Source organism: Moorena bouillonii PNG (assembly GCF_001942495.1).
Lineage (GTDB): Bacteria > Cyanobacteriota > Cyanobacteriia > Cyanobacteriales > Coleofasciculaceae > Moorena > Moorena bouillonii.
The window spans coordinates 2890714-2914068 of record NZ_MKZS01000001.1; the positions used below are offsets into that span (position 1 = coordinate 2890714).

General features: G+C 43.6%; 27 protein-coding genes and 1 pseudogene. 7 read left to right on the forward strand and 21 right to left on the reverse strand.

Annotated features, from left to right (window positions below; translation table 11 throughout):
• Nucleotides 1–283: 283 nt before the first annotated feature.
• The 7 genes from BJP37_RS11820 to BJP37_RS11845 all read right to left on the reverse strand — a co-directional run bounded on the left by BJP37_RS11820 (nt 284) and on the right by BJP37_RS11845 (nt 9441).
• Nucleotides 284–1111, reverse strand: a complete 828-nt coding sequence (locus BJP37_RS11820) for a TlyA family RNA methyltransferase (protein WP_075898983.1) — start codon at nt 1109–1111, stop codon at nt 284–286.
• Nucleotides 1112–1191: 80 nt separating this feature from the next.
• A complete protein-coding gene (locus BJP37_RS39025) occupies nt 1192–1329 on the reverse strand; it encodes a hypothetical protein (protein ID WP_158069543.1) in 138 nt (45 codons plus the stop codon).
• Between the two features lie 402 nt (nt 1330–1731).
• Nucleotides 1732–3246 (reverse strand): YcjF family protein, encoded by a 1515-nt coding sequence (locus tag BJP37_RS11825; RefSeq protein ID WP_330359426.1) that lies wholly within the window; start codon nt 3244–3246, stop codon nt 1732–1734.
• A gap of 85 nt (nt 3247–3331) precedes the next feature.
• On the reverse strand, nt 3332–5542 hold the full coding sequence (locus BJP37_RS11830; RefSeq protein ID WP_075898987.1) for a beta-propeller domain-containing protein: 2211 nt from the start codon (nt 5540–5542) through the stop codon (nt 3332–3334).
• The gene (locus BJP37_RS11835; protein ID WP_075898989.1) at nt 5539–6624 is read right to left on the reverse strand and encodes a P-loop domain-containing protein; all 1086 of its coding nucleotides are present in this window, start codon (nt 6622–6624) and stop codon (nt 5539–5541) included. The genes BJP37_RS11830 and BJP37_RS11835 overlap by 4 nt, the downstream gene beginning before the upstream one ends.
• Nucleotides 6625–6686: 62 nt before the next feature.
• Nucleotides 6687–7754, reverse strand: a complete 1068-nt coding sequence (locus BJP37_RS11840; protein ID WP_081431148.1) for a metallophosphoesterase family protein — start codon at nt 7752–7754, stop codon at nt 6687–6689.
• Complete coding sequence (locus BJP37_RS11845; protein ID WP_075898993.1) at nt 7747–9441, reverse strand: DUF4062 domain-containing protein; 1695 nt, start codon at nt 9439–9441, stop codon at nt 7747–7749. Before BJP37_RS11845 ends, BJP37_RS11840 begins: the two co-directional genes overlap by 8 nt.
• 60 nt (nt 9442–9501) lie before the next feature.
• Here BJP37_RS11845 and BJP37_RS43495 point away from each other — a divergent pair, with 60 nt between their 5' ends.
• A complete protein-coding gene (locus tag BJP37_RS43495; protein WP_269086990.1) occupies nt 9502–9630 on the forward strand; it encodes a hypothetical protein in 129 nt (42 codons plus the stop codon).
• 446 nt (nt 9631–10076) lie between these two features.
• Here BJP37_RS43495 and BJP37_RS39030 read toward each other — a convergent pair whose 3' ends face one another.
• The 5 genes from BJP37_RS39030 to yqeK form a co-directional block, all read right to left on the reverse strand.
• A complete protein-coding gene (locus BJP37_RS39030) occupies nt 10077–10370 on the reverse strand; it encodes a hypothetical protein (protein ID WP_158069544.1) in 294 nt (97 codons plus the stop codon).
• Between the two features lie 61 nt (nt 10371–10431).
• Nucleotides 10432–11385 (reverse strand): asparaginase, encoded by a 954-nt coding sequence (locus BJP37_RS11850; RefSeq protein ID WP_075898995.1) that lies wholly within the window; start codon nt 11383–11385, stop codon nt 10432–10434.
• 45 nt (nt 11386–11430) lie between these two features.
• Nucleotides 11431–11940, reverse strand: coding sequence for a CGLD27 family protein (locus BJP37_RS11855; protein WP_070396636.1), 510 nt, complete (start codon nt 11938–11940; stop codon nt 11431–11433).
• Between the two features lie 22 nt (nt 11941–11962).
• Nucleotides 11963–12370, reverse strand: a complete 408-nt coding sequence (gene rsfS, locus BJP37_RS11860) for a ribosome silencing factor (protein ID WP_070392641.1) — start codon at nt 12368–12370, stop codon at nt 11963–11965.
• A gap of 168 nt (nt 12371–12538) precedes the next feature.
• The gene (gene yqeK, locus BJP37_RS11865; protein WP_070392642.1) at nt 12539–13150 is read right to left on the reverse strand and encodes a bis(5'-nucleosyl)-tetraphosphatase (symmetrical) YqeK; all 612 of its coding nucleotides are present in this window, start codon (nt 13148–13150) and stop codon (nt 12539–12541) included.
• Between the two features lie 257 nt (nt 13151–13407).
• Here yqeK and BJP37_RS36295 point away from each other — a divergent pair, with 257 nt between their 5' ends.
• A complete protein-coding gene (locus BJP37_RS36295; protein WP_143727574.1) occupies nt 13408–13593 on the forward strand; it encodes a hypothetical protein in 186 nt (61 codons plus the stop codon).
• 10 nt (nt 13594–13603) lie between these two features.
• Here BJP37_RS36295 and ald read toward each other — a convergent pair whose 3' ends face one another.
• Nucleotides 13604–14695 carry an alanine dehydrogenase gene (gene ald / locus BJP37_RS11875; protein ID WP_075898999.1) on the reverse strand — a complete coding sequence of 364 codons (1092 nt, stop codon included), beginning with the start codon at nt 14693–14695 and terminating at the stop codon, nt 13604–13606.
• Between the two features lie 103 nt (nt 14696–14798).
• On the opposite strand from ald, the gene BJP37_RS40955 reads away from it, so the two are divergent.
• The 5 genes from BJP37_RS40955 (at nt 14799) to BJP37_RS11895 (ending at nt 17728) form a co-directional block, all read left to right on the forward strand.
• Nucleotides 14799–14969, forward strand: coding sequence for a CAB/ELIP/HLIP family chlorophyll-binding protein (locus BJP37_RS40955; RefSeq protein ID WP_168166507.1), 171 nt, complete (start codon nt 14799–14801; stop codon nt 14967–14969).
• Nucleotides 14970–15256: 287 nt separating this feature from the next.
• Nucleotides 15257–15565, forward strand: a complete 309-nt coding sequence (locus BJP37_RS11880) for a hypothetical protein (RefSeq protein ID WP_071107779.1) — start codon at nt 15257–15259, stop codon at nt 15563–15565.
• A 74-nt stretch (nt 15566–15639) separates the two neighbouring features.
• Nucleotides 15640–16125, forward strand: a complete 486-nt coding sequence (locus tag BJP37_RS11885) for a heavy metal-responsive transcriptional regulator (RefSeq protein ID WP_075899001.1) — start codon at nt 15640–15642, stop codon at nt 16123–16125.
• Nucleotides 16122–17192 carry a WD40 repeat domain-containing protein gene (locus BJP37_RS11890; protein WP_075899003.1) on the forward strand — a complete coding sequence of 357 codons (1071 nt, stop codon included), beginning with the start codon at nt 16122–16124 and terminating at the stop codon, nt 17190–17192. The genes BJP37_RS11885 and BJP37_RS11890 overlap by 4 nt, the downstream gene beginning before the upstream one ends.
• 113 nt (nt 17193–17305) lie before the next feature.
• Nucleotides 17306–17728, forward strand: a complete 423-nt coding sequence (locus tag BJP37_RS11895) for a ribonuclease HI family protein (protein WP_075899005.1) — start codon at nt 17306–17308, stop codon at nt 17726–17728.
• 169 nt (nt 17729–17897) lie between these two features.
• Here BJP37_RS11895 and BJP37_RS11905 read toward each other — a convergent pair whose 3' ends face one another.
• The 8 genes and pseudogenes from BJP37_RS11905 to BJP37_RS36300 all read right to left on the reverse strand — a co-directional run bounded on the left by BJP37_RS11905 (nt 17898) and on the right by BJP37_RS36300 (nt 23181).
• Nucleotides 17898–18161, reverse strand: a complete 264-nt coding sequence (locus BJP37_RS11905; RefSeq protein WP_075899009.1) for a hypothetical protein — start codon at nt 18159–18161, stop codon at nt 17898–17900.
• Between the two features lie 89 nt (nt 18162–18250).
• Complete coding sequence (locus BJP37_RS11910; RefSeq protein WP_075899011.1) at nt 18251–18499, reverse strand: hypothetical protein; 249 nt, start codon at nt 18497–18499, stop codon at nt 18251–18253.
• 331 nt (nt 18500–18830) lie between these two features.
• Nucleotides 18831–19571 (reverse strand): sulfite exporter TauE/SafE family protein, encoded by a 741-nt coding sequence (locus BJP37_RS11915; protein WP_075899013.1) that lies wholly within the window; start codon nt 19569–19571, stop codon nt 18831–18833.
• A 514-nt stretch (nt 19572–20085) separates the two neighbouring features.
• On the reverse strand, nt 20086–20559 hold the full coding sequence (locus tag BJP37_RS11920) for a cupin domain-containing protein (RefSeq protein ID WP_075899015.1): 474 nt from the start codon (nt 20557–20559) through the stop codon (nt 20086–20088).
• 296 nt (nt 20560–20855) lie between these two features.
• The gene (locus tag BJP37_RS44955; RefSeq protein ID WP_075899017.1) at nt 20856–21335 is read right to left on the reverse strand and encodes a transposase; all 480 of its coding nucleotides are present in this window, start codon (nt 21333–21335) and stop codon (nt 20856–20858) included.
• Complete coding sequence (locus tag BJP37_RS44960) at nt 21295–21636, reverse strand: IS5 family transposase (protein WP_438941497.1); 342 nt, start codon at nt 21634–21636, stop codon at nt 21295–21297. The genes BJP37_RS44955 and BJP37_RS44960 overlap by 41 nt, the downstream gene beginning before the upstream one ends.
• A gap of 276 nt (nt 21637–21912) precedes the next feature.
• Nucleotides 21913–22730, reverse strand: a pseudogene (locus BJP37_RS11935) (IS5 family transposase).
• Between the two features lie 226 nt (nt 22731–22956).
• Nucleotides 22957–23181: a hypothetical protein gene (locus BJP37_RS36300; RefSeq protein WP_143727575.1), complete on the reverse strand. Its 225-nt coding sequence runs from the start codon at nt 23179–23181 to the stop codon at nt 22957–22959.
• Nucleotides 23182–23355 lie beyond the last annotated feature (174 nt).

Consider the following 23355-nt stretch of genomic DNA (forward strand, 5'->3'; position numbering starts at 1 on the left):
TTGTCTCAGTTGTCTCAGTTTTGAATTATAGAAATTCTACGACTTTTGAGGTACAAATGTCTGGGTTTTAGGGAGCAGGGAGCAGGGAGCAGGGAGCAGGGAGCAGATAAGAGTCAATAGGCAATAGGCATGCTAGCAATAGGTGAAAAATATTGTGTACCTGATAGCTATGAGAAACGCTATAAGAATGTAGAATTGGGAATTCTGCTTTAACCCTTAACCATTCTTCATTCTAAATTCTTCATTCTAAATTCTTCATTCTAAATTCTTCATTCTTCATTCTTCATTCTAAATTCTTAATTTTGCTGGTAATCTCTCTAATTGCTGCTAAATCGGGATAGGATAATACACTATCCATGGCTAGCCAAAGTAAGTACTCGATATTTCCGGCGGGGCCAGTAATGGGGGAGGATATTAATCCTTTGTACTGCCAACCTAGCTGTTTGGCGGATTCTAGAACGTTTGCGATCGCATCCGCACGGTGATTGGGGTCCCTGACTACTCCCTTTTTCCCGACACGGTCACGACCAACTTCAAACTGAGGCTTGACTAGCAACACTACCTCACGGGGAGGGGATAGCAGTTGCCACAGAGCAGGAATAATTTTGGTTAAGGAAATAAAGGAGACATCCACTACGCCTAAATCAGCATAGACTTGATTCTGATTCGGGACTGGTGAAACACCGTACAAGTCGGCTGGCTGAAGATAGCGTAAGTTGGTACGTTCTTTCAACACCACTCGCTGGTCATTGCGCAGACTCCAGGCAACTTGTCCATATCCCACATCAACACCATAAACCTGTTTTGCTCCAGCTTTTAGCAAGCAGTCGGTGAACCCACCGGTGGAAATGCCACCATCTAGGCAAATGCGTCCGTTTACTGAAATCCTAAATACCTCCAAGGCTTTGGCAAGTTTTTGCCCTCCTCTGGATACAAAAGGGGGTTTCTCTTTGACCTGAATCTGAGCGGTGGTCTTAATTTCAGTTCCTGGCTTATCTAATATTTGTCCATCTACCATGACTTCACCGGCACGAATCAGCACCTGAGCTCGCTGTCGGGATTCACACAGGTTAAGGTCTACTAATAATTTGTCGAGTCGTTGTTTAACCAATGGGATTGGAAGGTTAGAAGGTTTAAGGTTTAAGGTTGAAGGTTGAAGGTTTGAAGGTTGAAGGTTAGGAGGTTAGGAGGTTAGGAGGTTAGGAGGTTGAAGGTTGTTCGCGTAGCGTGGCCAAAGGCCAAGGTTAGTGCGTAGGGTGCGTTAGGGAGGGGCTCGTCCTGATTTTCCACCTCGTAGTCAGTGTTGAGATAGCCCGTCCCGTAACGCACCGCCAGTTTTGGAATAGTCCGCCTCGTAACGCACCACCCAAGGGCTCGCCCTGATTTTCCAGCTCTTTCTCAGTGTTGAGACAGCCCGTCCCGTAACGCACCACCGGGTCAAACAGCACAAATGAGATGCACCCGAAGGTTGTTTGCTTAGAAGGTTGTTTGGTGGTTTGGTTTAAGGTTGTTTGGTGGTTTGGTTTAAGGTTGTTTGGTGGTTTGGTTTAAGGTTGTTTGGTGGTTTGGTTTAAGGTTGAAGGTTGTTTGGTTGTTTGCTTAGAAGGTTGTTTGGTGGTTTGGTTTAAGGTTTAACTTAGATATTGCACCAGTACAAAAAAACTTAATAACGGAAAGCGCACCTTTAAATTCTCTCATTTGCGTATCGGCGCACGCAACGGAAGGTTTATGTTAAGCTGACAGCTGACCGCTGACGGCTGAAGGCTTACTTAGCAAGGGCTGGGGTTGTGATGATTTTGGGATGAGATGGGCTACTGCTTGCTTGACAAAACCTTGCATGAATGCTGCCCGTTGATTTTGCTGGAATACCTGTTTGAGTTTCTGGGTGAGTTGCTCGGGATTGAACTGTTGCGGGTTAGGACTAGTTTCGGTTTGCTCTTGTTCTTGGAAATACTCAATCAAACTTAGTCCTGCTAATCGGGTTAGATAAGCAGCACTCACGCCCTGTACTGCTCCACCAGCGACATAGGTCAAGGCATGGCTTTTGAGCATATTGCCAATGGCTTGAGTGGAAAGCTCTACTAAGCCTAGTTTTACCATTAAACTACCTAGGGTTTTAGCGGCTTCCTGAGCTTGAGAGAGAGAGAATTTTTGCTGATAAATGTCCCCGAGTTCTGTGACTAATTGGGCGCTAATGGCTGCTGTTGCCAGTAAATCAAGGGCTGGCACTGGGTTAGCAAAAGCGGCAGCTGCTGCAATCCACTGATACTGTTCAATAATTGGTAAAGCGCGATCGCGTCTGAGGTGATTCAATTCTTGCTTGGCTTGAGCTTGTACCCTGGTCATGGCTCTGATGGTACTTGCCCACACTAGCTGTTGCTGTTCTTGGGTCAGGATTTGAGTTAAGCGGTCATTGAGCAAGGTCAGGTCAGGGGTTTGGGGTTCCAACCACTCTTTGACCGAAGCATCTGGCTGATGTTGACGCACTTTCACCGGAGCTGGGTTAGATGCGATCGCTACTACATCTTCTGGGTCTAATCGTCCTACCACTCGCTGCCGTAAGGTTTGCAAAACCGTAGCCCGTTGTGTAGATAAATACTGGTCTTGCTTATTGAGTACTAGGATGGAGCGCTGGTGGGGAGCACTCAATTGCTGCAAGGCTTGTAACTCGCTGTCGGTCAAATCACCAGCGGTGACAAATAAGACTAAATCGGAGCCCAGGGCGATGTCCATAGCGGTGGTTTCTGCTTCCATACCACTATCCTTGACGGTAAACAAGCCTGGTGTTTCTTCGAACTGCACAGACAGGTCAGGCCATGGTTGAGAGTTACTATAGATGGTTTCGAGAGCTTTAATCAAAGCGGTTTTCCCAACACCCTTATCCCCAGTCACTGCTATTGTAATCTCCTTGCGGTCTAGCTCAGTCTTGAGCTGGGCAACTTGCTCTCGCAGTCTAGCACTGGCATCCTGTGCCTCGGGTTCTTGATCGAGCTGAGTAATGATAGTTTCGGTGAATGCGATGGTGTTTTCCACGGCTGCCAGGTCTACTGGGGTTGATGGGGGCAAAGATTCCTGGTTTTGTGACCTCCGCTGCTGCAGAAACCAGAATCCAGTCCCAAATGCGATCGCTCCCCAAAAGGTATACTCACCCAGTTCCATCACTGAGTCGTAGGCACTCTGGGCTAGCCATAAACCAAAAGATAGAACGATTCCCCCAACTAAGATCGGTCGCCGCAACTTAACCACTATTTAATCCTCCACTATCGGAATTTTGCCCATAATTATTGCTATGTATCTACCATATCAAGTTGGTCTTGGGTCATTAGCTAAATTACTCATCTTTAACCCCCTCTAAACGAAGAAAATGCAATCTTCCTGATGCTTCCCCTGCTACAATTGTCACTCCATCAGGTGTAACAGCACAGCAGAGCAAAACACTTTCGCCTATGAAATCAGCAATAACTGCCCCACTTTCCAAATCCCAAACCTTGAGAGTATTATCATTAGAAACAGAGACAGCACGCCGTCCATCTGGAGTTAGTGCTACTGCATTAATCCACTCCCTATGACCAATTAGAGTTTTAAGCTCTTTGCCAGTAGCTAAATCCCACAGCTTAAGTTTGGCATCTTCTCCTCCAGATAATGCCCTTTGCCCATCGGGAGTTACTGCTACTGCCAAAACTCTATCAATATGGCCCTGCTGACTATAAACTTGGTAATTTTTACTTAAATCCCACAGTTTCAGCGAACCGTCTTCACAACCTAAGAAAGACCATTGCCCATCCTTGGTTATGGCAACTGTTTGCACTGAATTAGTCTGAATACTCAGAGCAGGTTGTAAGGTTCCCTGCTCCAAATTCCAAACTTTCAGGATAGACTCAGAAACAGAAACAGAAACAACTTTTTGTCCCCTTTCTGCCACAGCTATCGCTGTTACCGTACTGGTATGACCACTTAAACTAAAACTTACAGTGCGGTCGGTCAAATCCCATAATTTGAGCGTACCATCTCCAAATCCTGAGATAGCCCACTGCCCATCTGCTGTAATTGCTACGGCAGTTACCTCACTGGTATTGCCTGTTAAGGTATGTTCTAAATTACCACTAGCTAAGTCCCACAGTTTGAGGTTAAAGTCTTGGGAGCCGGAAATAACAAAACTTCCATTGGTTGTCACAGCGACGGAATTAACTTGCTTGGTATGACCAGTAAGAGTATTTTGTTCATCACCCTTACTCAAGTCCCACATCTTAATAGTGCCATCTAAGGAACCAGAGATGGCCATCCTGCCACTGGGAAGAGTTGCGATCGCTGTTACCCAATTTGTGCGAGTGTTTATAGTCTTAACTTCTGTAGCACTTTCTAAATCCCATACCTTCAGAGTGCCATCTGCTGAACCAGAGATTGCTTCCTTACCATCTGCGGTTACAGCTACAGCATTAACCCAACTTTGATGACCAGTCAAGGTAAGCAATTCTGCGCCACTTCTTAAATCCCATAATTTGAGAGTGCCATCTGCTGAGCCGGAAATTGCTTCCTTGCCATTTGCGGTTACAGCTACAGCGTTAACCCAACCTTGATGACCTGTTAGAGTATTTAGTTCTTCACCACTTTTTAAGTCCCATAATTTGAGAGTGCCATCTGCTGAGCCAGAGATTGCCTTCTTGCCATCTGGTGTTACTGCCACTGCCTTGACCATATTTTTATGACCAATCAGGGTCAGTAGTTCTATACCAATTTCTAAATCCCATAATTTGAGAGTGCCATCTGCTGAGCCAGAAATGGCACGTTTCCAATCTGGTATTACTGCTACAGCGTTAACTTGCTTACTATGACCATTTAATGTAACTAGTTCAGTACCTCTTCTTAAGTCCCATAATTCGAGCGTACTACCCCGCGAACCAAAGACAGCATATTGCCCATCTGGAGTTACCGCTATGGTATTGACCCAACCTTGATGACTAGTCAGGGTCAGTAGTTCTATACCACTTCCTAAGTCCCATAACTTGACCGTACCATCACTTGAACCACAGAGAGCATGTCGCCCATCTGGAGTTACTGCTATTGCCCAAATTTCGTCTTGATGACCACTTAGAGTCCGCACTAACGAGCCACCTGGTGGTGTTAGGCTAGGTGTTAAGGGTCGCAGCCAAGAAGTAGTATCCTGAGATTTAGCCTGCTTGAGCATTGACTGAATATCTGGTTGAGGGAAGGTCAATAAACGTCCCAATAACTGCCCGGATAGTTGACTTTTGTATTTCTCTAGTACATGTGCTGATAAACGAATTGCGCTTTGAATTAATTTGAGACTTTCAACTTGCGACTCAGGAAGCGATAGGTTTTTATATAGGGCAATATCGTAATCTTTTATCAGTTGCTCTGGTGCTAAATAAAAAATTTTGGCTTCCATGAAATCAAAGTTGGTGAGCAAAAAGTGCAATTTTTCTGCCCTAGCTGCCTTAGCCAGATGAGTTGGTAGACTTCCTAAAGTAGCTCGCCTCTGGTCAGCAGGCATTTCTGCTAATCTTGTGGCTAGATTCCTCATTTATAAACAGCCTCCCCTCTTGCTATCCTAACTTCATCTTTACTGTTAAGAAAATCTCTGAAGCTATTGTGATATATGGTGTAGCATTGTTGCTTGTTGAAGTGCTGTTTCTGTAAAAACTGCTTCCATTCTTTAATAATTTCTAGGACTATCCACACATCCACAGCAGCTAATTGAGCTATTAAGCTGCATGAAACTGGCTGGTTAACACTGGCTAAGATACTGACAATTTGTATTTTGTCTTGTGGTTGTGGCTTGGCATTCAGTCCCATAAGCTCCCAGTGTTTTTCATAGTAATCTTCTAAGCCTTGAGGTAAGCTTTCTAAGCTAAAGTCCTGTCGGTCTCTCTGCTCAATATCCCTTAATACATAACATAAATACATAAAGTTATATTCGCTTTTGAAAGATAACTGCTCAATAAATTCTTCTACTGTTAGCTCCTGAGCAGTAATCCAGTTCCTTATCAGTTTACTTTCAGCAACCCGATTATTAATATAAGTTTTCACATCTTTCAAACTCTGGTCGCGGTATGCCATTAAATCAAAAGACTGCCAAGGAGTCATTGGGTCAAGCTCCAACAGCAGTTTCACCTTACGCCGCCCCAGGATGAAAAAGACTTTTTCAGGCAAATGCTTTGGCAAGTAAAGGATATTATCTCCACTAGCTTGGCTACTTATATCCACTTCGTCTAAAGCATCAACAGCAATAACAACCGGTTCAGAATTTACAGAACGATCACTAGCTTGCTGTAGAAGTGATCTGAGGAAATAATTATTTTGAGTCGCATTGGGGGGCAAACTTTGATTCAGTTCGTAGCGTTGAATCAATTCCAGGCAAATATTTTCTAAGAATTCCTTGGCTTTGTTAACACCACCAGAGCGCAAATTGAAATAGGCAATACATCCGGTATTTTGGGCATACTTAGCGATAATGGCACTCTTCCCAACACCAGGATCTGCTTCAATCGTAAAATATCCCTTGGAATTGTTGGCTAAAAATTCATTAATTGCATAAAAAACATATTCCCTTCCAACAAATCCTTTAGTTTTATCCGTAATTACAGAACCAAAGTACCGTGTCAATTTGAGTGCCTGCTTGCCTTCTTGTTGTTTAGTTTCACCTGATGAAACTAGAGGGAAATTTCCTAGATGGTTTTTTTTTGCAAATTAATCTCATAGTAAGCCTCTCGACTTCTAGAATTTTTTTTATGCCAGACATACCAACCTGTCCAAGCTCCTCCGTCCTTACGTAAACATCGCGTGTGGACTCGGATTTTACTATGGTCTGGCTTTACTTCTAAAAGGTTATAGAAACGAGGTTTTGATTCAGGACGGGCTTTGGTTCGAGCACCAAAGGAACCTGCTCCAGCCACATATATTTTTCGAGTTGGATGTAAATAGCCAATAATGTCTGTGCGCTCTTCATGGATATGTCCGTGGAGGCACAATTGAAAATCAGCTTTTTGCAAACGTTCCAGAAAAGCATCCTTGGCTATTTTTTCGTTTCCAGTTATGGGATGATGCCAAACTGCAATGCGCAAAATGCTGCCTGCTTCCTTAGAAAAATGTTCTTCTCGTTTTGCTTGTTGTATCTGTCGATTAGCTACTTTTAACCCTTGCGTCAATGCTTCTTGGCGAATGTTTGATCGCTCTCGAAAGTATTCATCAATTTCGGAGCAAGAGTTCATGGCTAAGAATTGAATTCTTGTGTCAGGAAACAGAAATGGGAGGCACTGCTGCTTAAATTCCAGGGGATATTCTTTACCTAGAAGTGGTTGATAAAAGCATTCCGAAAAATTCTTAAAACGTTGGGGATATCGCTCTTCAACTCGGAGCAAGAAACCATCGCCTTGCTCCACATAAGTTCCTTCTTGTAATTTGTTTGGCTCGACCAAACGCTTTTTCTTCCATTCATATACCTCTTCATCCCAGCTTAAATCGTGATTACCAGGAACAATAATGCAACGCTCTGCTGTTAAATCAAACCGTTCCATTAAGCCGGAGATTAACTGTCTCGCCTGCTCAAATTCTTGAGGCGTAGCTCGGTTAGTCAAGTCTCCAGAAACAACTAGATAGTCTAGCTGCTCTAACCCCAAACCATCTTCCGAGTCAAGGATATCGGTAATAAGCGGCTCTCTCATTGACTCTGGGTCAGAATCAGACCGCATATGCAAGTCACTCAAATGAAGAATACACACATTTGAATCATTCATCCCCAAACAAACCCTCCCACAGGTGATCGGCAATCATACGATTAATATCCTCAATATCTACGCTAGCCGCTTGCACAATATCTTTACGATGGAGAAAATCCTGGAAACTGGCATGATAAATACTGTAGCAAGTTTGTTTATCTATAGGCTGTTCGTGCAAAAACTGCTCCCATTCATCAATCACATCCTGCACCGTCAATTGCTCCTCGTTAGCATATTCAGAGATAAGGCGGAGGGAAACAGGCTGATGCGTTTCGCCCAGGACGTAAACAATTTTCAGTTTAGTACGAGGTAAAGGCTTAGCAGTCATTCCCATACGTACCCAGTGGTTTTCGTAGTAACCTTGTAAACCTGTAGGCAAACTCTCAAGACTCAAGTCATGGTATAACCCCTTTTCAATTTGTGGCAAGACGTAGCGCAGGTACATGAAATTGTTTTCACTTTTGGCTAGTAGCTGCTCAGTAAATTCCTCAGTTGTTAGCTCTCGTTCCTTAATCCAAAGCAGCAACTTTTTCCGCCTAGTAGCCCTGCGAATATATTCCTCTACATCTTGCAGACTTTCGTCAAAATACTCCATCAGATTAAACAACTTCTGGGGAGTATGAACCACAAAAGGTAAAGTTACTCGTCGCCGCGTTAGAAGGAAATAAACTCCATCAGGTAGATAGGGAGGGAGATAGAGGATATTAGCACCAGCATCTTGACTAGCTAAATCTACTTCATCCAAAGCATCAACAGCAATTACCACTTTCTCCTCTCCCTCAAGCGTACTACTAACTTCGTTGAGCAAATGTCCTAGAAAATTGCCATCTCGTGTCGCATCCGGTGGCAAAGATTTGTAGGAGAGATTGTAGCGTTCAATAAGCTGGGTGCAAATATTTTCCAGGAATTGGGAAGTGCGATTCTTACTTAGGGATCGCACGTTGAAATGGACTAGGCAATCGTTTTGTTGAACATACTTGGCTAAAATAGCACTTTTCCCTACTCCAGGGTCAGCTTCAATCGTGAAATAACCATTAGACTCAGTGGAAAAGAAGTTATCAATAGCCTCAAAAACAAATTCCCTTCCTACAAAATCTTTAACTTTGTCATTAATTATGCTCTGAGTATTGCTCTGGAAAGGATTCAGATTAGTTTTTTTTTGAGTGTCTTCTGTTTTCTCCCACCTACTTAACCACAAGGATAAACCTTGACGAAACCTATTGCGAAAATCTATAGGCTTTTTGTAATCATGAGTCAGCGCCTTACTTTGAACTTTTTTCTTAAAAGCTAGTACCTTCATTCGCTGTTCCAGTTCCGACTCGCTGTTGAGGCTAGCTGCTGCCTCTCGAAAATAAAACCAGATATCAGGCTTACCATCTTGCTCAAAAGCTGCAACTGCTCGTTCGTATTCTTCGACAGTTCCAGACTCGGCACGGGGTGTGGGAGTGCCCAAACGATTCCACATAATGCCCACAAATAGCTCATACCCTTCCATATTGCCAATCTGAGAGTTAAGAGCAGCTTGCCCAGCCTGACCAAAACTCGGATAAGCATTCTTTTCCGAACGTACTACTTCTAACCTAACACCTTTACTCAGAGCAGTAGTACGGTTAATTTCCTCAACTACTTCTTCTAAATACTTCCGCTCCCTACTCACATCGCTAGGGGAAGCGAGGAAGATTTTTAGTAGTTCTACTTGGGGCATTGTTTATTAGTTTAGGGATATAAATACTATGGTAATCGAGCCAGTAGTGAGTAAGATTAGATGGCTAAGCTGGAATGGGCATCTTGCCAGTTAAAATTCCCGGGCGGGCAGGATGCCCACTCTACTGGTATTGATCCGGCAGGCAGGATGCCCACTCTACTGCTATTCATTCTTTTCCCGATTCCCTAAAATCACAAAACCCTGCAAAGACATAACCTTGCAGGGCTTCATGATATTCTATTTGGTGGCGGGAGGCGGATTTGAACCACCGACCTTCGGGTTATGCGTACCAACTACAACTTTCGTTGCCTGGATCTTCCAGTTTGTGGTCTGGACTGTCCCTTCACCCTCGCCTTATACGTTAGGGTGCCTGCCTAACCAGTCTCTACACCTTCTCCTTTTGGGAGCTTGGCTCGGGATTACCTCGCTACAGGCTTCCCCGAATTTGACAGGTAAACACACGGAGATTTATCTTCGTGCCGCCCATGCTCAAGCTCGCTATTAAGCGTCTAGCTAACTTGATTGTTGAGCCCGACGAGCTACCAGGCTGCTCTATCCCGCGTCGTCTTTTTTACTATAACACCTATTTTCGAAAAGTGGCAAGGGGAAATGGGAAATTTCTGAAATTAATTCTATCAGCGCTCTGGGAGTAGGGTGTGGGGTGTGGGGTGTGGGGTGTAGGGAGTCGGGAGTCGGGAATCGGGAATCGGGAATCGGGAATTGGGAATCGGGAATCGGGAGTAGGGTGTGGGGTGTAGGGTGTGGAGTGATTGGAAAACTTTTTTGGAACTAAGGCAATCATTTCTGGATGTATGTATATAGCTACTCCATACTCCCAGTGCCCGAGCTCCACACTCCCTGACAGGGGAATGATAATTTTCAAGGGCAATAATGGTACATGTTCTAATACCCCACACCCCATACCCCACACCCTACACCCTATTCCTATACCCCACACCCTACACCCTATTCCCCACACCCTATTCCCAACTAAGGCATAGATAATTCCCCAACCACTTCTAAACGCTTGTATTTACTGAGGTTAATAAACATCGACTCCAAGGTGTCTGCCACGGAAGGAGTAATCCAAGCCATTTGCTTAAGTAGGGCAATGGCTGCAGCATACTTAGGTGATTTGCCTCCATCGAGGACTTTAATGGCTAGACCCATATTCTGCCCAACGCGACCGATACATTGAACCCCTTGTGCTCCCGATTTACTGACCAGTTCCCCTTCGGATAATCGCATCAGTTCTGTATCAAATCCCCCATCCCCGGACACCATCTGGGGATGACTGATCATGGCGCGGACAATACGCTCCATGGCCAGATTATTACCAGAAGAGAGCAGAGCGTACAATAATGCCATTTGCCGTAGTTGCAAAAAATAAGTCGGAGCGCCACAGTCGTCGTGAGCAAGAATTAACTCTTGCTTCGGCATCTGTAGCAGCTCCGCTACTTGGCTTAAGATTAACATTTGCACGGGATGATTATACTCCAAATAGCTCTTGATTAGCCACTGCCTTTGTTGACAAACAGCCAACATTCCAGCATGTTTACCGGAACAGTTATGTTGCAGTGAACTTTCCTTGCCTGGGGGAATGGGACACTGTAGTGCTGATGGGTCAACATCACAGCGCCAAAGAATATTAAAGACCTGCCTTACCTGCTCCATCGTGCTGTGATGGGAACCACACATAATAGCCAAGTCTCGGTCGGTGAGATTGTAACGCTCAATGGAACCTGTGGTAGTCACCGCTAACGCTTGGAAAGGTTTGAGTGCAGAGCGAATGAATGTTGAGGTTTCTGGGTTACCTGCAACATATAACATCCGCCCCCGGTCATCACACACAACCGCTTGAGCTGAATGAACTGATTCGATAATGCCTTCCCGTAGTAAACGGACTTCTAAGGCTCGTGTTTTAGTACGTTTTCCCCTGGTCATGGATTAGACTTAAAGCTACCCTATAGCTTAGTTGGAGCAATCGAGCTAGGTGGCTGATAACACACGCCAAATGATGTTGCCACCAATCACGACTATAATCAAAAATCCGAACGTCCAGTGTAAACGTCGCAAAATTGGTTGGAGTTCATAAGAAACAATTAAGCGATCGCGAGCCAAAATTTCTGGAGTTTTTGTCCAGGTTTGACCGTCATACCAGCCTGACTCCTCGTAGACTATGGTTTCTCTGATCAAGCGATCGCGTACATAGAACCAACCTAGGTATAGCCGCAGCAAACTTAAAATCAAGAAGATACTTGCTCCTGCCCCGCCACAGAGCAGAAACTTGATTATCGCTTTTTGCGGTGGAAAACTGACTGCTGCTATCGGCCCTGAAACCAGCCAGCTCAACCCCCAAACCCAAGTCAGCTTGATCACATAATTTGGTAGTTTCAGCCTTACCCAGTTAAAAAACCAAGATTCTTTTAGTTCTTGGTATTCATTTATGGGTTGCTGCTCTTCTGGAACAGGACATACATAAACGGGAGATTTCATGATTATTCTTTTGTGAGTGCTGCAATTAGGATGCCTGAAACTCAATCTGCTCCGCATGGCCCCAGAATGCTTCGAGATTATAGAATTTCCGTTCTTCAGGCAGCAAGATATGGACAATCACGTCACCGTAATCTTGAAGTATCCAGATTCCCTCTGCTTTTCCTGCTGTTCGCACAGGTAAACGGTTCCATGCCTCTTCTACTTGCTGTTCAATCGACTGAGAGATTGCCCTGACCTGTACCCTAGAAAACCCGGTTACAATTACAAAGTAATCTGTGATGTACGATACCTCTGAGACCGACAAAATCACAATATCTGCACCCTTGCGGTCATCTGCTGCTTGAGCAACGGTTAATGCTAACCCATAGCTAGCATCCTGGTGTTCGGTATCAGGGGTTACTAAGGTGGAGGGCTTATTATTTTGATCTCTCATTAAGCGTTTAATTCCTCGCTTTACAAAACAATCTGTTCTAATAGTAATTAAGTTTTCTTGTGCTTAATCACTTGCTGTACAATTCTTTTCATTTCTTTTCTTTGCTTCTTCATTTGACACTCACACTGCTGTTGACGAAACATTCCTGAAAGATAGGAACGGGGGACTTTAGGCATTTACACAATCTGTCTTACTCTCTCTTTTAGCTGTTGTCTTCCTGGACATCTGTTGAGCCCAGTTTCGAGTCAATATCATACGTTGGTGAATGGGACGAGGACTCTCTAGCAGGAATTTTAAAGAGTAGTCACAGGCTAACCAAACAGTTTTGTATAGATCTTGCTTAGAGAGATTTCGTAAGGCAAGTAAATCCGGTGTATCACCACGACCTGGCTCAATAGTATCAGCAATAAACACCACACAACTGAGGGGGGTCATACCCTCACGCCCTAACGTATGGAGAGCGATCGCTTCCAATACTGCTTCATCTTTGACTCCAAACTGCTCTTGGGCAACAATAGCACTGACATCTGCATGCAATAAGTGAGGCGCGGCTTCACAGACTGGATCGACTTCTATGCCGTTATCTCTAGCCATTTGCAACAAGCGCTCAGGCTTAAAGCATTTGGCTAGGTCGTGCAACAACCCTGCTTGACCTGCCTGCTGAGCATTGAGATGATGAAGCTCAGCGAGTTCAACAGACATCTGTTCAACCCGCAATATATGCTGTAGCCGAGAAGACGGTACATTATCTGCTAACCAGGTCAACACCTGATCACGCATCACCTTAAAAAGCTCCTAAGACATGTAATTGGTAACACTCGCTAATTCTTTTTTTAAGAAAATCTTAACATTTTTGCTTGATATAGCGGATAATACCTGATATGTCTATTAAAACATTTTCTCAAGACTTTAGCAAGAAAAAGTTATGGCAAAGGGAGTCGGGAGTCGGGAGTCGGGAGTCGGGAGTCGGGAATCGGGAGTCGGGAACTTTAGAAGAAAAATTCTCACAATTCCTGCAGGTATTACTATATAGGGGAATGAGTTACACAGGATTTTTTCCCTGTTTCCTGTTATCCGTTATCCGTTATCTGTTATCCGTTATCCGTTATCTGTTATCTGTTATCTGTTCCCTGTTCCCTGTTCCCTATTCCCTGTTCCCTAAAACCCAATTTGTAGGTTACTTAATTGAAAATTGCTATAGCAATCATTTAGGATTGCTATAGAAAAAAAACCTTAGCCATCAGCTAAATCGGGAAACACTTCTCGGACTGCTGGATGAACCAACTGGTGATTCTGGACATTAACGCCCTTGGCTAAAGCGGGATTATTTTCCAGAGCGCTCAACCCCTGATTGGCCAGACTGAGTACGTAGGGGAAAGTACTATTGTTTAGAGCCACAGCTGATGTGCAGGGAACAGCTCCAGGCATATTAGGCACCCCATAGTGAACCACACCCTCCTCGATATAAATGGGATTGGTATGGGATGTAGGTCGTAATGTTTCAATACAGCCTCCCTGATCCACAGCAACATCTACAATCACTGAGCCATTAACCATTTTTTTGACTAGAGAGCGGGGTACTAAAATGGGAGCACGACGACCAGGAACTAACACTGCCCCAATCAACAGGTCAGCATCAGTAACAGCCGCTTCAATATCTGCTGAATTGCTGTAGAGGAGTTCCACTCTTGACCCAAAGATGGTTTCTAAATGAATCAAGCGTTGAACATTAATATCAAAAATCTGTACTCTCGCTCCCATCCCCACAGCTATTTTCGCCGCTTCTGTACCGACAACTCCGCCACCAAGAATTACCACCTTACCTGGTCTGACTCCGGGAATACCCCCCAACAGCACCCCTCTTCCCCCCTGCTGACGCTCCAGAAATCTGGCTCCAAATTGTACGGAAAGACGACCAGCAATGATGCTCATTGGGGTTAGCAGCGGTAGGCTGTGGTCTGGGAGTTCTACGGTTTCATATGCGATCGCATTCACCCCCGATTGCAGCAACTGCTCGGTTAAAGCACGGTCAGCAGCTAAGTGTAGATAAGTAAACAACAGCTGTCCTTTTTGAAGCAAGGTATACTCTGGCGCTAGGGGTTCTTTGACTTTGACTACCAGTTCCCGATTCCAAGCCTCAGCCGCGTCTAAGACAATTTTGGCTCCCTGACGCTGATAGTCCTCATCGGTAAAGCCAGCACCAGTGCCAGCATTAGTTTCAACGAAAACTGTATGACCCGCTTCTTGTAAAACCCTGACACTACTGGGGGTTAATCCCACACGAAATTCTTGATCTTTCGTTTCTTTGGGAACACCGATTTCCATGCTTTTACCTCTTTGGCTTACTGGTGCTGTATCTAAATGTGATCTAAATGTTAAAATTAGTGAAGTTAAGTAACTCCACTATAGCTTGGCAACTTTTCTCACTATGACGCAACCCCAACCCTCTAAAGTCCCTCAACTCCAGTCACCTAAGTTTGGGTTTAATGATTACGCAGAACGCTTGAATGGTAGAGCTGCCATGATTGGTTTTATTTTGACTCTGGCAATTGAATACTTTACTGGTCAAGACTTATTAACCTGGTTAGGCTTACAGTAGAACTAGTCCCAGAGTCGGTCAGTGGGAGAGTCGGTCAGTAGGAGAGTCGCTTAAGCTACTGACCTGCTCCTGTAAGCCCTTTCAAGAATAAGCGTTGCCATAGTTCCCAGGATTGGCAAAATTGATCTTGAACTTCCCGGTTGCTCTGGGGATGTCGAAGAATTATATATATCAGATATATCTCAGTAACAGTGAAGTCTCCCAACTAAGTGAGTGCTCTAGTTGGGCACTTTTGACCTATTCTGTTACAAAAGAAGTAAGTGAAATAGAGTAAGTAGTAAGCCGTGATAAATGCTTTATGGCATCGAGTCTTGAAGTCAGCTTACCGTAAAGAGCCAATCTCAGGCTTCATCGTGATTATCGGAGCGGTGGATGCTGTCATTGGTGGTGTCGGCGGACGCTGGTCATTATTCAGTTTTGGACTGATGATGGTAGCAATAGCAGTAGCAGTCCGTTGGTGGCAAAGCCAAAGTCAGCAAACTGAACTGGCTGAGCAACCTGTGGAGCGGTATCTTCCCCCCAGTTCTTCCCGTCCACCATTACCGATGTTGAGTGCTGTCAAGCGTCAACAACCTCGACGTCAACCACCTCGATAGGTTCAGGCTGTTCTAATATCAAACTGTTCATCCCTAAGGCAATAGGGGAAACAGAGGGGAGAGGATAGTTATTAGTGGTAAGTTACCAATTACCAATTACCAATGATCTTGTCACCAATTCATCAGAGGAATGGCTCAAAATTGGTCAGGTAGCTACTCATAGCGGGTTGCCCGTGAAGACCATTCGCTATTACGAAGAAATTGGTCTGCTTGTGCCAGTCACAACCCGCTCCCCTTCTGGCTATCGCCTGTTTACGAGGCAGGTGTTGAATCGACTGGCTTTTATAAAACGTGCCCAATCCCTAGGACTTAGCCTTAGTGAGATTCAAGACATCCTCAAAATTCATGATTTTGGTGAGTTACCTTGTGCAGCGGTGAAGCAGCATCTACTGCTCAAAATTGAGGCAATTACCGAACAAATAGAAGCATTGGAACTACTGAAGTCCGAGTTGTTGGGTATAATTTCCGGTTGGCAAGAACATCCCCCTGACGCGGTGAAAAGTAAGACGATTTGCCCTAACCTTGGCCAAAAGGCCACGCTACGCGAACAAGCAGAATGAGAAAAACACCGTTGGCGATATTGGGAACTGTGGTCGGGATCATGACAGTGGTCACCAGTAGCACCTATGCTAGGGAACCAAGACTGGGGCTAATGGTTGCAGCTATGCCGGAAATGGCTTCATACCAGGCTCAATCTTGGAGAACTCCTCAATTGGTGCGTACCATTGAAGCCCATTCTACCGCTGTGGATGCTCTGTCATTTAGTCCTAGTGGGCGAGTGCTACTCAGTGGGGGAAGCAGGAGTGATGCCCATCTAAAATTATGGTGGCTGAAAAACGGTCGTGAAATTGATAGCCTGCGAGTACACCAAACCTCAGTGGCAGACCTGGCGTTTAGTGCTGATGGGAAAATTCTGGCTAGTGTCGGGGAGGATGGTGGGGTCAATTTGTGGCGATGGAATCAGGAAGACTACACAGGAGACTATACCCGTACTTTTCTAGGGCATAGAAGCAATTTGCTTTCCCTAGCTATCACCTCAGATAGTAAAGTGTTAGTGACTGGGGGATTGGATGGTATTCGGGTGTGGGACCTCAGAAACCAACGTCCCCTTTACACTCTGGCAAATTTTGATCATCCAACCTATTCCCTAGCACTTCATCCCAAGGCCGAAACCTTGGTCAGTGGACTCAAAAATGGCACGATTAAAATTTGGAATCTGAACACCGGACAACCGCTTTACGTTATTCGAGCTCATCAAGGTATCACTAGTGCTCTAGCTTTTACCCCTAATGGTAGAACCCTAGTCAGCAGTGGTTATGACGGTAAGATTAAGGTCTGGGATACCCGGACTTGGCAGCTTAAGTATACCTTGGCCAAACATACTGGAAAGATTCGTGCGATCGCAATTAATCCAGTTAATGGCACAATCCTCGCTAGTGCTAGTCGTGATGGGGTTCGGTTGTGGAACTTGAACACTGGTCAGCAGATTGCTTGGTTGACTGGACATCAAGATTGGGTACAATCCGTTGCCTTTAGTCGGGATGGACGTTTTCTGGCTACTGGGGGATTTGATCGGACGATAAACATTTGGCAGGCTAATACAACAGAGGTAGCATTTACTCAGTAAGGGACTTGCTTGTAAAAAAAATACCAATTACAGTAGGGTGGGCAAACTTCCATTATCTAGAATACTCAAAATAACTAAACTAGTTTTGCCCACCTTACAAGCTAAACAATATCATGACAGATAAATCGAATAATCTTGCTATTATTCATTTCGATGGTGTCAGCAAAAAACGCACTAATCAATCGGCATGTGCTGCTATAATTCAGTATCAGGGTGAAGTTTATCCAGTCTCTCAATACTTAGGATTTACTACTCAGAACCAAAGTGAGTATATGGGAATAATCCTTGGACTACAGAAGACTCTAAAGCTGGGAGCCAAACAAGCCAAAATCTATGGGGATTGCGAACTAGTAATTAACCAGCTCCATGGGGATTATATGATTAAAAACAACAATTTAGTTACCTTTAACACCCGAGCCAAAACCCTTCTTGATAAACTGGATTTCTACGAATTAATCTGGATTAACAAAACCCAAAACCTTGAAGCTGACCAGTTAGCTAATGACTGTATCGATTTAGAAAAGTCCCAGAAGTAAAGAATGCGTGGGGTTTGCAGTAATATCAATAGGAAAGGGAATAGGGAATAGGGAATAGGGAATAGGGAGTAGGGAGTAGGGAGTAGGGAGTAGGGAGTAGGGAGTAGGCAAGAGGAATCCCCCCTCTCCCCACACTCTTGGCTCTTGCCTTTCCCTGGGAAATGGAATATCAGTTGTCTTTTGATGCCTGCTCCTCTTGCAACAGTTGCTCTTTGGAATCTCCCCAGTAGGCAGCGTAAGTCCAAACTTCCTCGTTATCGTTTTCTTTGGATTCTACTGACCATCGATAAATAGCTGATTTCGGCTCAACCCCAATTTCTATAAGCTTGGCCCCCATATAGTACTCCATCTGGTTTTTGGTCATGTACTTGACCCCAGTAGGCTCATTCTTCTTTACGGTTTTGGACATGAAAGCCTTAGTATGTTTTGCCATTTTGTTTCTGTTTTGGACTTGAATATATAGAATTGCTGATGTCTTGCATCCGTTCTTGACTAATCTCTAGCAAGACTTAGACACAATTCTTAATATTCTAATGCTTGAAGGGAAAACACAGTTAGGTAAAGTACCCCACTTCCGGTATCTTCTGCCTGAGCAACGGCTGAGCATCTAGTGATGGGTAGGGCATGATCGTTGCCAGACTTTGCTGCTGCTGCACCATGCGAACGCGCCCCGCGTGACCATTCGCGTAGCGTGGCCTTTTGGCCAAGGTCAATCGCAAATGGGATCGCATTAGTATCAAAAAAATGATGAAGGTCAGCAGTTGTATCCAAACCAGTCTACCAAAGGTACTGCCAACGGCAATTGTGGCTTATCATCCAGTGGCCATATCCCTCAGTGTTTAGGAACTAATCAACTGCAATTCTGATCACGAGTGAGGTGCACAGGATTTTTTTTCACTCCCCGCTCCTCGTGCGGTGAAACCAATATTACTAAAACTCTTCCTCCTACTCCCTACTCCCTACTCCCGCACAAGCCTGGAATTTTTAGGTCACCCAATTGATAACTGTGATAATCTAATGTATCTGGGAAAGTTGAACTTTTTCGGCAATATTACCTTTCCCAGAATTAAGGTATATGGTTTAAATACTAAACAGCTTAAACCTACCAAATCATTAACAACTGCCTTTGTTCCCAGAGAAGAAAAATACCACTAAAAATTACAAAAGCAATTACTAGATTACGGAATAATTGGGGACTCATTTTTTCTAAAACTAAATTCCCTATAAAATTACCAGGAAAAGCAGCTATTCCAATTATTATTCCATATCCCAGATAATTCAAAGTTAAAGTACCAAAAATTGCATAAGCGATCAATTTAACAATATGAACCACCATCCGGTTAACTGCTTGAGTCGCCAATAATTCCTCTTTTTGCAAACCATAATTAAGGTAAAAAGGTGCAAGTAATGGTCCCATACTGCCAATAATACCTGACAAAAAGGAATAAACAAAACCTGCTGGTAGAAAATACCATGCACGAACACTAAACGATTGATTTTTATTTTTAAAAATTAAATTTATCCCAGAGATAACTAGAAATAATCCTACTAAAAAACTCAGCCATCTCACGGGAATTTGCGTTAACAAAAAAGCCCCTAAGCAAGCGCCAATGATAGCACCAGGTAGCTCCCAACAAATTACTGTCCAGTTAATTTTTTGTCGATAAGCAACAGCACGTTGGGCATTACCAATAATTGCTCCAGTTGTAATAGTTGGTGGGATCGCTAAAGTTCCTAAAAAGAAACCAACTATTGGCATTAAAAGAAATGAACTACCTCCACCCGCTAGGGTACTGACAAACCATCCGATAATACTTGCTAATGTTAACCACAAATAGGACATATTTTTTTAATTAAAAATTAACAATCAATAATAGCTTTATTAGATTAAGTTTGTGCTATGATCATCTGTTTAACTTCGCGATTGGCCGTAGGCCACGCTAAAAGCGATTGCAACTTTGATCTCACCTGTAACCAACTAACTATATTTGTACCCATTTCACGTTATAGTTTACCATTTTGAATCATTCATAAGGTCTTTGAGTGTTAACTGAAAAAAATCTGATAACTGTTAACTTTTTTATAATTATAAGCTCCAGTTTCCCTCTTCCACATTTTATGCCTTCACTAAATGATCTCATTTTGTACAGGTAATTAGGGTAACTTATAGTTTTCTAATGCTTAGTTTTTGATTTTAGATTTATCACTCTCAACTAAATACTCCCAACTAAATAAATTTCTCTAGAACCTTAAGGAAATGTAAATTTTAGTAGGTTCTAGAGAAATAATTACCAACAATAATTAATCAACAGTACTTATAACAGTACTTAGATTTTTGTGGCTATTTCAATCACTAACTATTCATAATATAGCCCTTCTATTGGCACCCCGTCTTCATGTTTGTTTGCCTTTGATTTTCCTGGTAGAGATTCACCCTCAACACCAATACGATTAACTGGTAGTTTATCTTTTTCTGCGCCTACTCTCAACAAGACTAGAGGTTCATCTCCACAACTTTGAAACTTGTAAAAAGTACCCCTGGGAAGTAATATACCTTGATTCCTGCTGAAAGTTCCAACTTCACCATCTTTTCCAAAAAACTTAGCTTGTCCTGCTAAAACGATAAAAGTATGATCCTCTCCGGGATGACTGTGTAAAACATTTTCACCCCCTTGAGCATAACATTTAATTCTGACGCTCATTAAATCAGTTTTGGCGAGGGTATAGTCACTCCGTCCTTTGCTCAAAAGTTTAGTTTTGAGTTGAAACACTTGAGGTTCTGGAGTTTGATTAGAAGATTTTTCTGTCAAGTCTTGATTGGCAACAACCATAGAGATTTTTTTGCAGACTAAACTACTCTAAATTAATTCTAGGGGTGACATGAGCACTGAAAAGCTTACTCTGTGAAGTTTTGATGCCAATGACCTCAGGCAAGATACACTCGGAAATTGACCCTCGATTCATGTTCTGGAAGTTCAAACCCTGATAACTACATTCAATGTCAGCCGAAAACACCATATATATTTTTGTGACTGATCGGCTGAAATTATTACTTAGTAAGGATTTTAGCTTCCATGCCGCCCCCTAATAGAATAAATATTATCATAAAGTTATCTAGGGTGTGTCATCAATTAAGCCAGATGATGGCAGCAGCGAGGTGGATCGCACCTAAGAAATTGCGAGCTGTTTTATCGTACCGTGTCGCAATTGCCCTGTATTGCTTGAGTTTTTGGAAGAGATTTTCGTGATTGTTGCCGCCACTTGTACATGTCTTTATCGTATTCCCGTGCGTTGAGTGCGGTTGCTTTTGGGAGGAATGACAGCCTTGCAATTGGCCTCTTTGAGGCGCTAAGCGCACACGTTGTTCTGCATCATAGGCTTTATCAGCAAGTAGCGCACCAATCTCATCAATGGAATCCAACAAGACGTCAGCGCCTTGTAAATCGTGGGCAAGGCCTGGAGTTAGATGAAATCCTGTGGGATTGCCCAAGGCATCGCTTGTAGCATGAATCTTGGTTGATAGTGCCCCAATGCTTAGGCCTATGGCTTGGGTAATGCAGGTATCATCAGGTTTTTTTTTCGCACCAGCGCACTCGTTGATGGGCACGCACAATGGTTGCATCAATGGCGGCATATTCGTTGTCAGCCTCTTCGGCTAAAACATCGAAAACCTTCTTCCAAACGCCTTTTTCAGACCAACGGGTATGCCGGGTATGAATGACGCGAAAATCCCCAAAACGCTCCGGTAAATCCCGCCAGGGAATTCCGGCACGATAGCGATATAAAACGGCTTCAACAAATAATCGATTGTCAATGGCCGTAGCACCAGGGTCGCCCTCTTTACCAGGTAAGAGGTGCTCGAGCCTTTCCCACTGGTCATCTCGCCAGCCATAACGTTTCATAATCATTTATGCCCACCTATTGTGATTGCAGGATTTACACGAATATCCTATCAAGCTACTTCTGTCAAACATATTGATTGATGACACGCCCTAATATTAGATAAAAAAAAAATTAAGTTTAGTTAAAAAAAAGTATTAAAGCAACAATAAAATATAATAGTTAATCCACCAGGGTAAGGGGAATTATTCCCCTTACCCTGGATACAGAACACGGATTGTATTGAGAGATACCGAATAGGAAAGATATCATGGCGGCTAAGAGGATGTCTGAAAAGTGATTGACTACGCTAAACGTCTAAGCATAATCCGAATCATGGCAACTCGAATCATGGTTTCAGAAGTTGCTGGTAGAACTTCATAATCTTTGCGCTCGACGACGACACCAGTTGAACCATCCGAAAGTCCGTTCCACAACCCAACGTCTTGGTAAGACCTCAAAACCTTTGACAGTATCTGAGCGCATAACAGTTTCTAAAATCCAACCATAGACATCCATAACCCACCTCATCAAGCTTTCACCTCGATAACCACCATCAACCCAAATTTTAATTAAACGGTGAAATCGCTCTGGTGCTGCATTGAGTTGGTCGAACAATAATTTGGCTCCTTCTCGCTCTGGTAAAGAAGCTGCGGTGACGGCTACAACCATTAATAGCCCCAGGGTATCCACCACAATATGACGCTTACGACCTTTAACCTGTTTAGCGCCATCATAGCCTACTTCCAGATGAATCATCGTTGCTGTTTCTACTGATTGGCTATCTAAAACTGCTGCACTCGGACGCTTGTTGGTGGTCTTCGATTGGCCGTAGGCCACGCTTCGCGAACACCCGTACCCATTTTCGCAACTGTTCGTGAATTCGTTCCCAATCACCATTGATACGCCATTGCCGAAAGTAATGATAAACTGTCTGACCTTTGGGAAAATCGTGAGGTAACAATGACCAAGCACATCCTGCTACCAAGACATAAAAGATGGCATTCACTACCGAGCGCATATCTACGCTTCTTGGACGACCTCCTGGTTTCGCTGGTGGAATTAGTTTTTCGAGCAATTGCCATTGTTCATCGGTTAAATCAGTACGATATGATTGATTCATTAACTTTACTCTCGTTATCTGTCGAAAATCGCTATTGACAGCTTATCTTGACGAGAGTTTTTTCTTTTAGCAGTCTGTGAAGCCTCAAACTTTGGCGATATAGCTTTGCCCGTGGGAGGAGGCGATCGCTATTATTTTGACTTTTCAGACATCCTCTAAGGGAATGATAAAAAATAAAATTTAACTATTTAGGAGGAGTAGCCAAAAATTTAAAAGTATAAAGTTATCAATGACTCCGATAAAACAGGAGGGTAAGCTCATCTATTTTGGTATACATCGTAACTAAAAAAACTAGGTAAACCAAATTATAGCAATTCTCATACCTATAAGAATGGCTAGATCTGTAGTTTTTAATGGCATGATCGTTGCCAGACTTTGCTACTGCTGCACCATGGGTTCGCGTAGCGTGACCATTCGCGTAGCGTGGCCTTTTGGCCAAGGTCAATCGCATTTCCCTATCGCTACGCCTAAGGTCGCTGATTCACTGGTCATCTACTGAGAGGTAGTTGTCTAGCCCTGTCCACTATCTAGCGGATACCATTAGTATGAAAAAAGGACTTACCTACTGAGATAGATAAAATCTCTGTTCCCTATTCCCTATTCCCTATTGTCTGTTCCCTGTTGA

Excerpts from the sequence above, each read along its gene's own strand:
- BJP37_RS11830 (WP_075898987.1), bottom strand. The coding sequence starts at position 5,542 with ATGAGGAATCTAGCCACAAGATTAGCAGAAATGCCTGCTGACCAGAGG.
- BJP37_RS11840 (WP_081431148.1), bottom strand. The coding sequence starts at position 7,754 with ATGAATGATTCAAATGTGTGTATTCTTCATTTGAGTGACTTGCATATG.
- BJP37_RS11845 (WP_075898993.1), bottom strand. The coding sequence starts at position 9,441 with ATGCCCCAAGTAGAACTACTAAAAATCTTCCTCGCTTCCCCTAGCGAT.
- BJP37_RS43495 (WP_269086990.1), top strand. The coding sequence starts at position 9,502 with ATGGCTAAGCTGGAATGGGCATCTTGCCAGTTAAAATTCCCGGGCGGG.
- BJP37_RS11850 (WP_075898995.1), bottom strand. The coding sequence starts at position 11,385 with ATGACCAGGGGAAAACGTACTAAAACACGAGCCTTAGAAGTCCGTTTA.
- rsfS (WP_070392641.1), bottom strand. The coding sequence starts at position 12,370 with ATGAGAGATCAAAATAATAAGCCCTCCACCTTAGTAACCCCTGATACC.
- yqeK (WP_070392642.1), bottom strand. The coding sequence starts at position 13,150 with ATGCGTGATCAGGTGTTGACCTGGTTAGCAGATAATGTACCGTCTTCT.
- BJP37_RS36295 (WP_143727574.1), top strand. The coding sequence starts at position 13,408 with ATGAGTTACACAGGATTTTTTCCCTGTTTCCTGTTATCCGTTATCCGT.
- ald (WP_075898999.1), bottom strand. The coding sequence starts at position 14,695 with ATGGAAATCGGTGTTCCCAAAGAAACGAAAGATCAAGAATTTCGTGTG.
- BJP37_RS40955 (WP_168166507.1), top strand. The coding sequence starts at position 14,799 with ATGACGCAACCCCAACCCTCTAAAGTCCCTCAACTCCAGTCACCTAAG.
- BJP37_RS11890 (WP_075899003.1), top strand. The coding sequence starts at position 16,122 with ATGAGAAAAACACCGTTGGCGATATTGGGAACTGTGGTCGGGATCATG.
- BJP37_RS11895 (WP_075899005.1), top strand. The coding sequence starts at position 17,306 with ATGACAGATAAATCGAATAATCTTGCTATTATTCATTTCGATGGTGTC.
- BJP37_RS11905 (WP_075899009.1), bottom strand. The coding sequence starts at position 18,161 with ATGGCAAAACATACTAAGGCTTTCATGTCCAAAACCGTAAAGAAGAAT.
- BJP37_RS11915 (WP_075899013.1), bottom strand. The coding sequence starts at position 19,571 with ATGTCCTATTTGTGGTTAACATTAGCAAGTATTATCGGATGGTTTGTC.
- BJP37_RS11920 (WP_075899015.1), bottom strand. The coding sequence starts at position 20,559 with ATGGTTGTTGCCAATCAAGACTTGACAGAAAAATCTTCTAATCAAACT.
- BJP37_RS44960 (WP_438941497.1), bottom strand. The coding sequence starts at position 21,636 with ATGATTATGAAACGTTATGGCTGGCGAGATGACCAGTGGGAAAGGCTC.
- BJP37_RS36300 (WP_143727575.1), bottom strand. The coding sequence starts at position 23,181 with ATGCGATTGACCTTGGCCAAAAGGCCACGCTACGCGAATGGTCACGCT.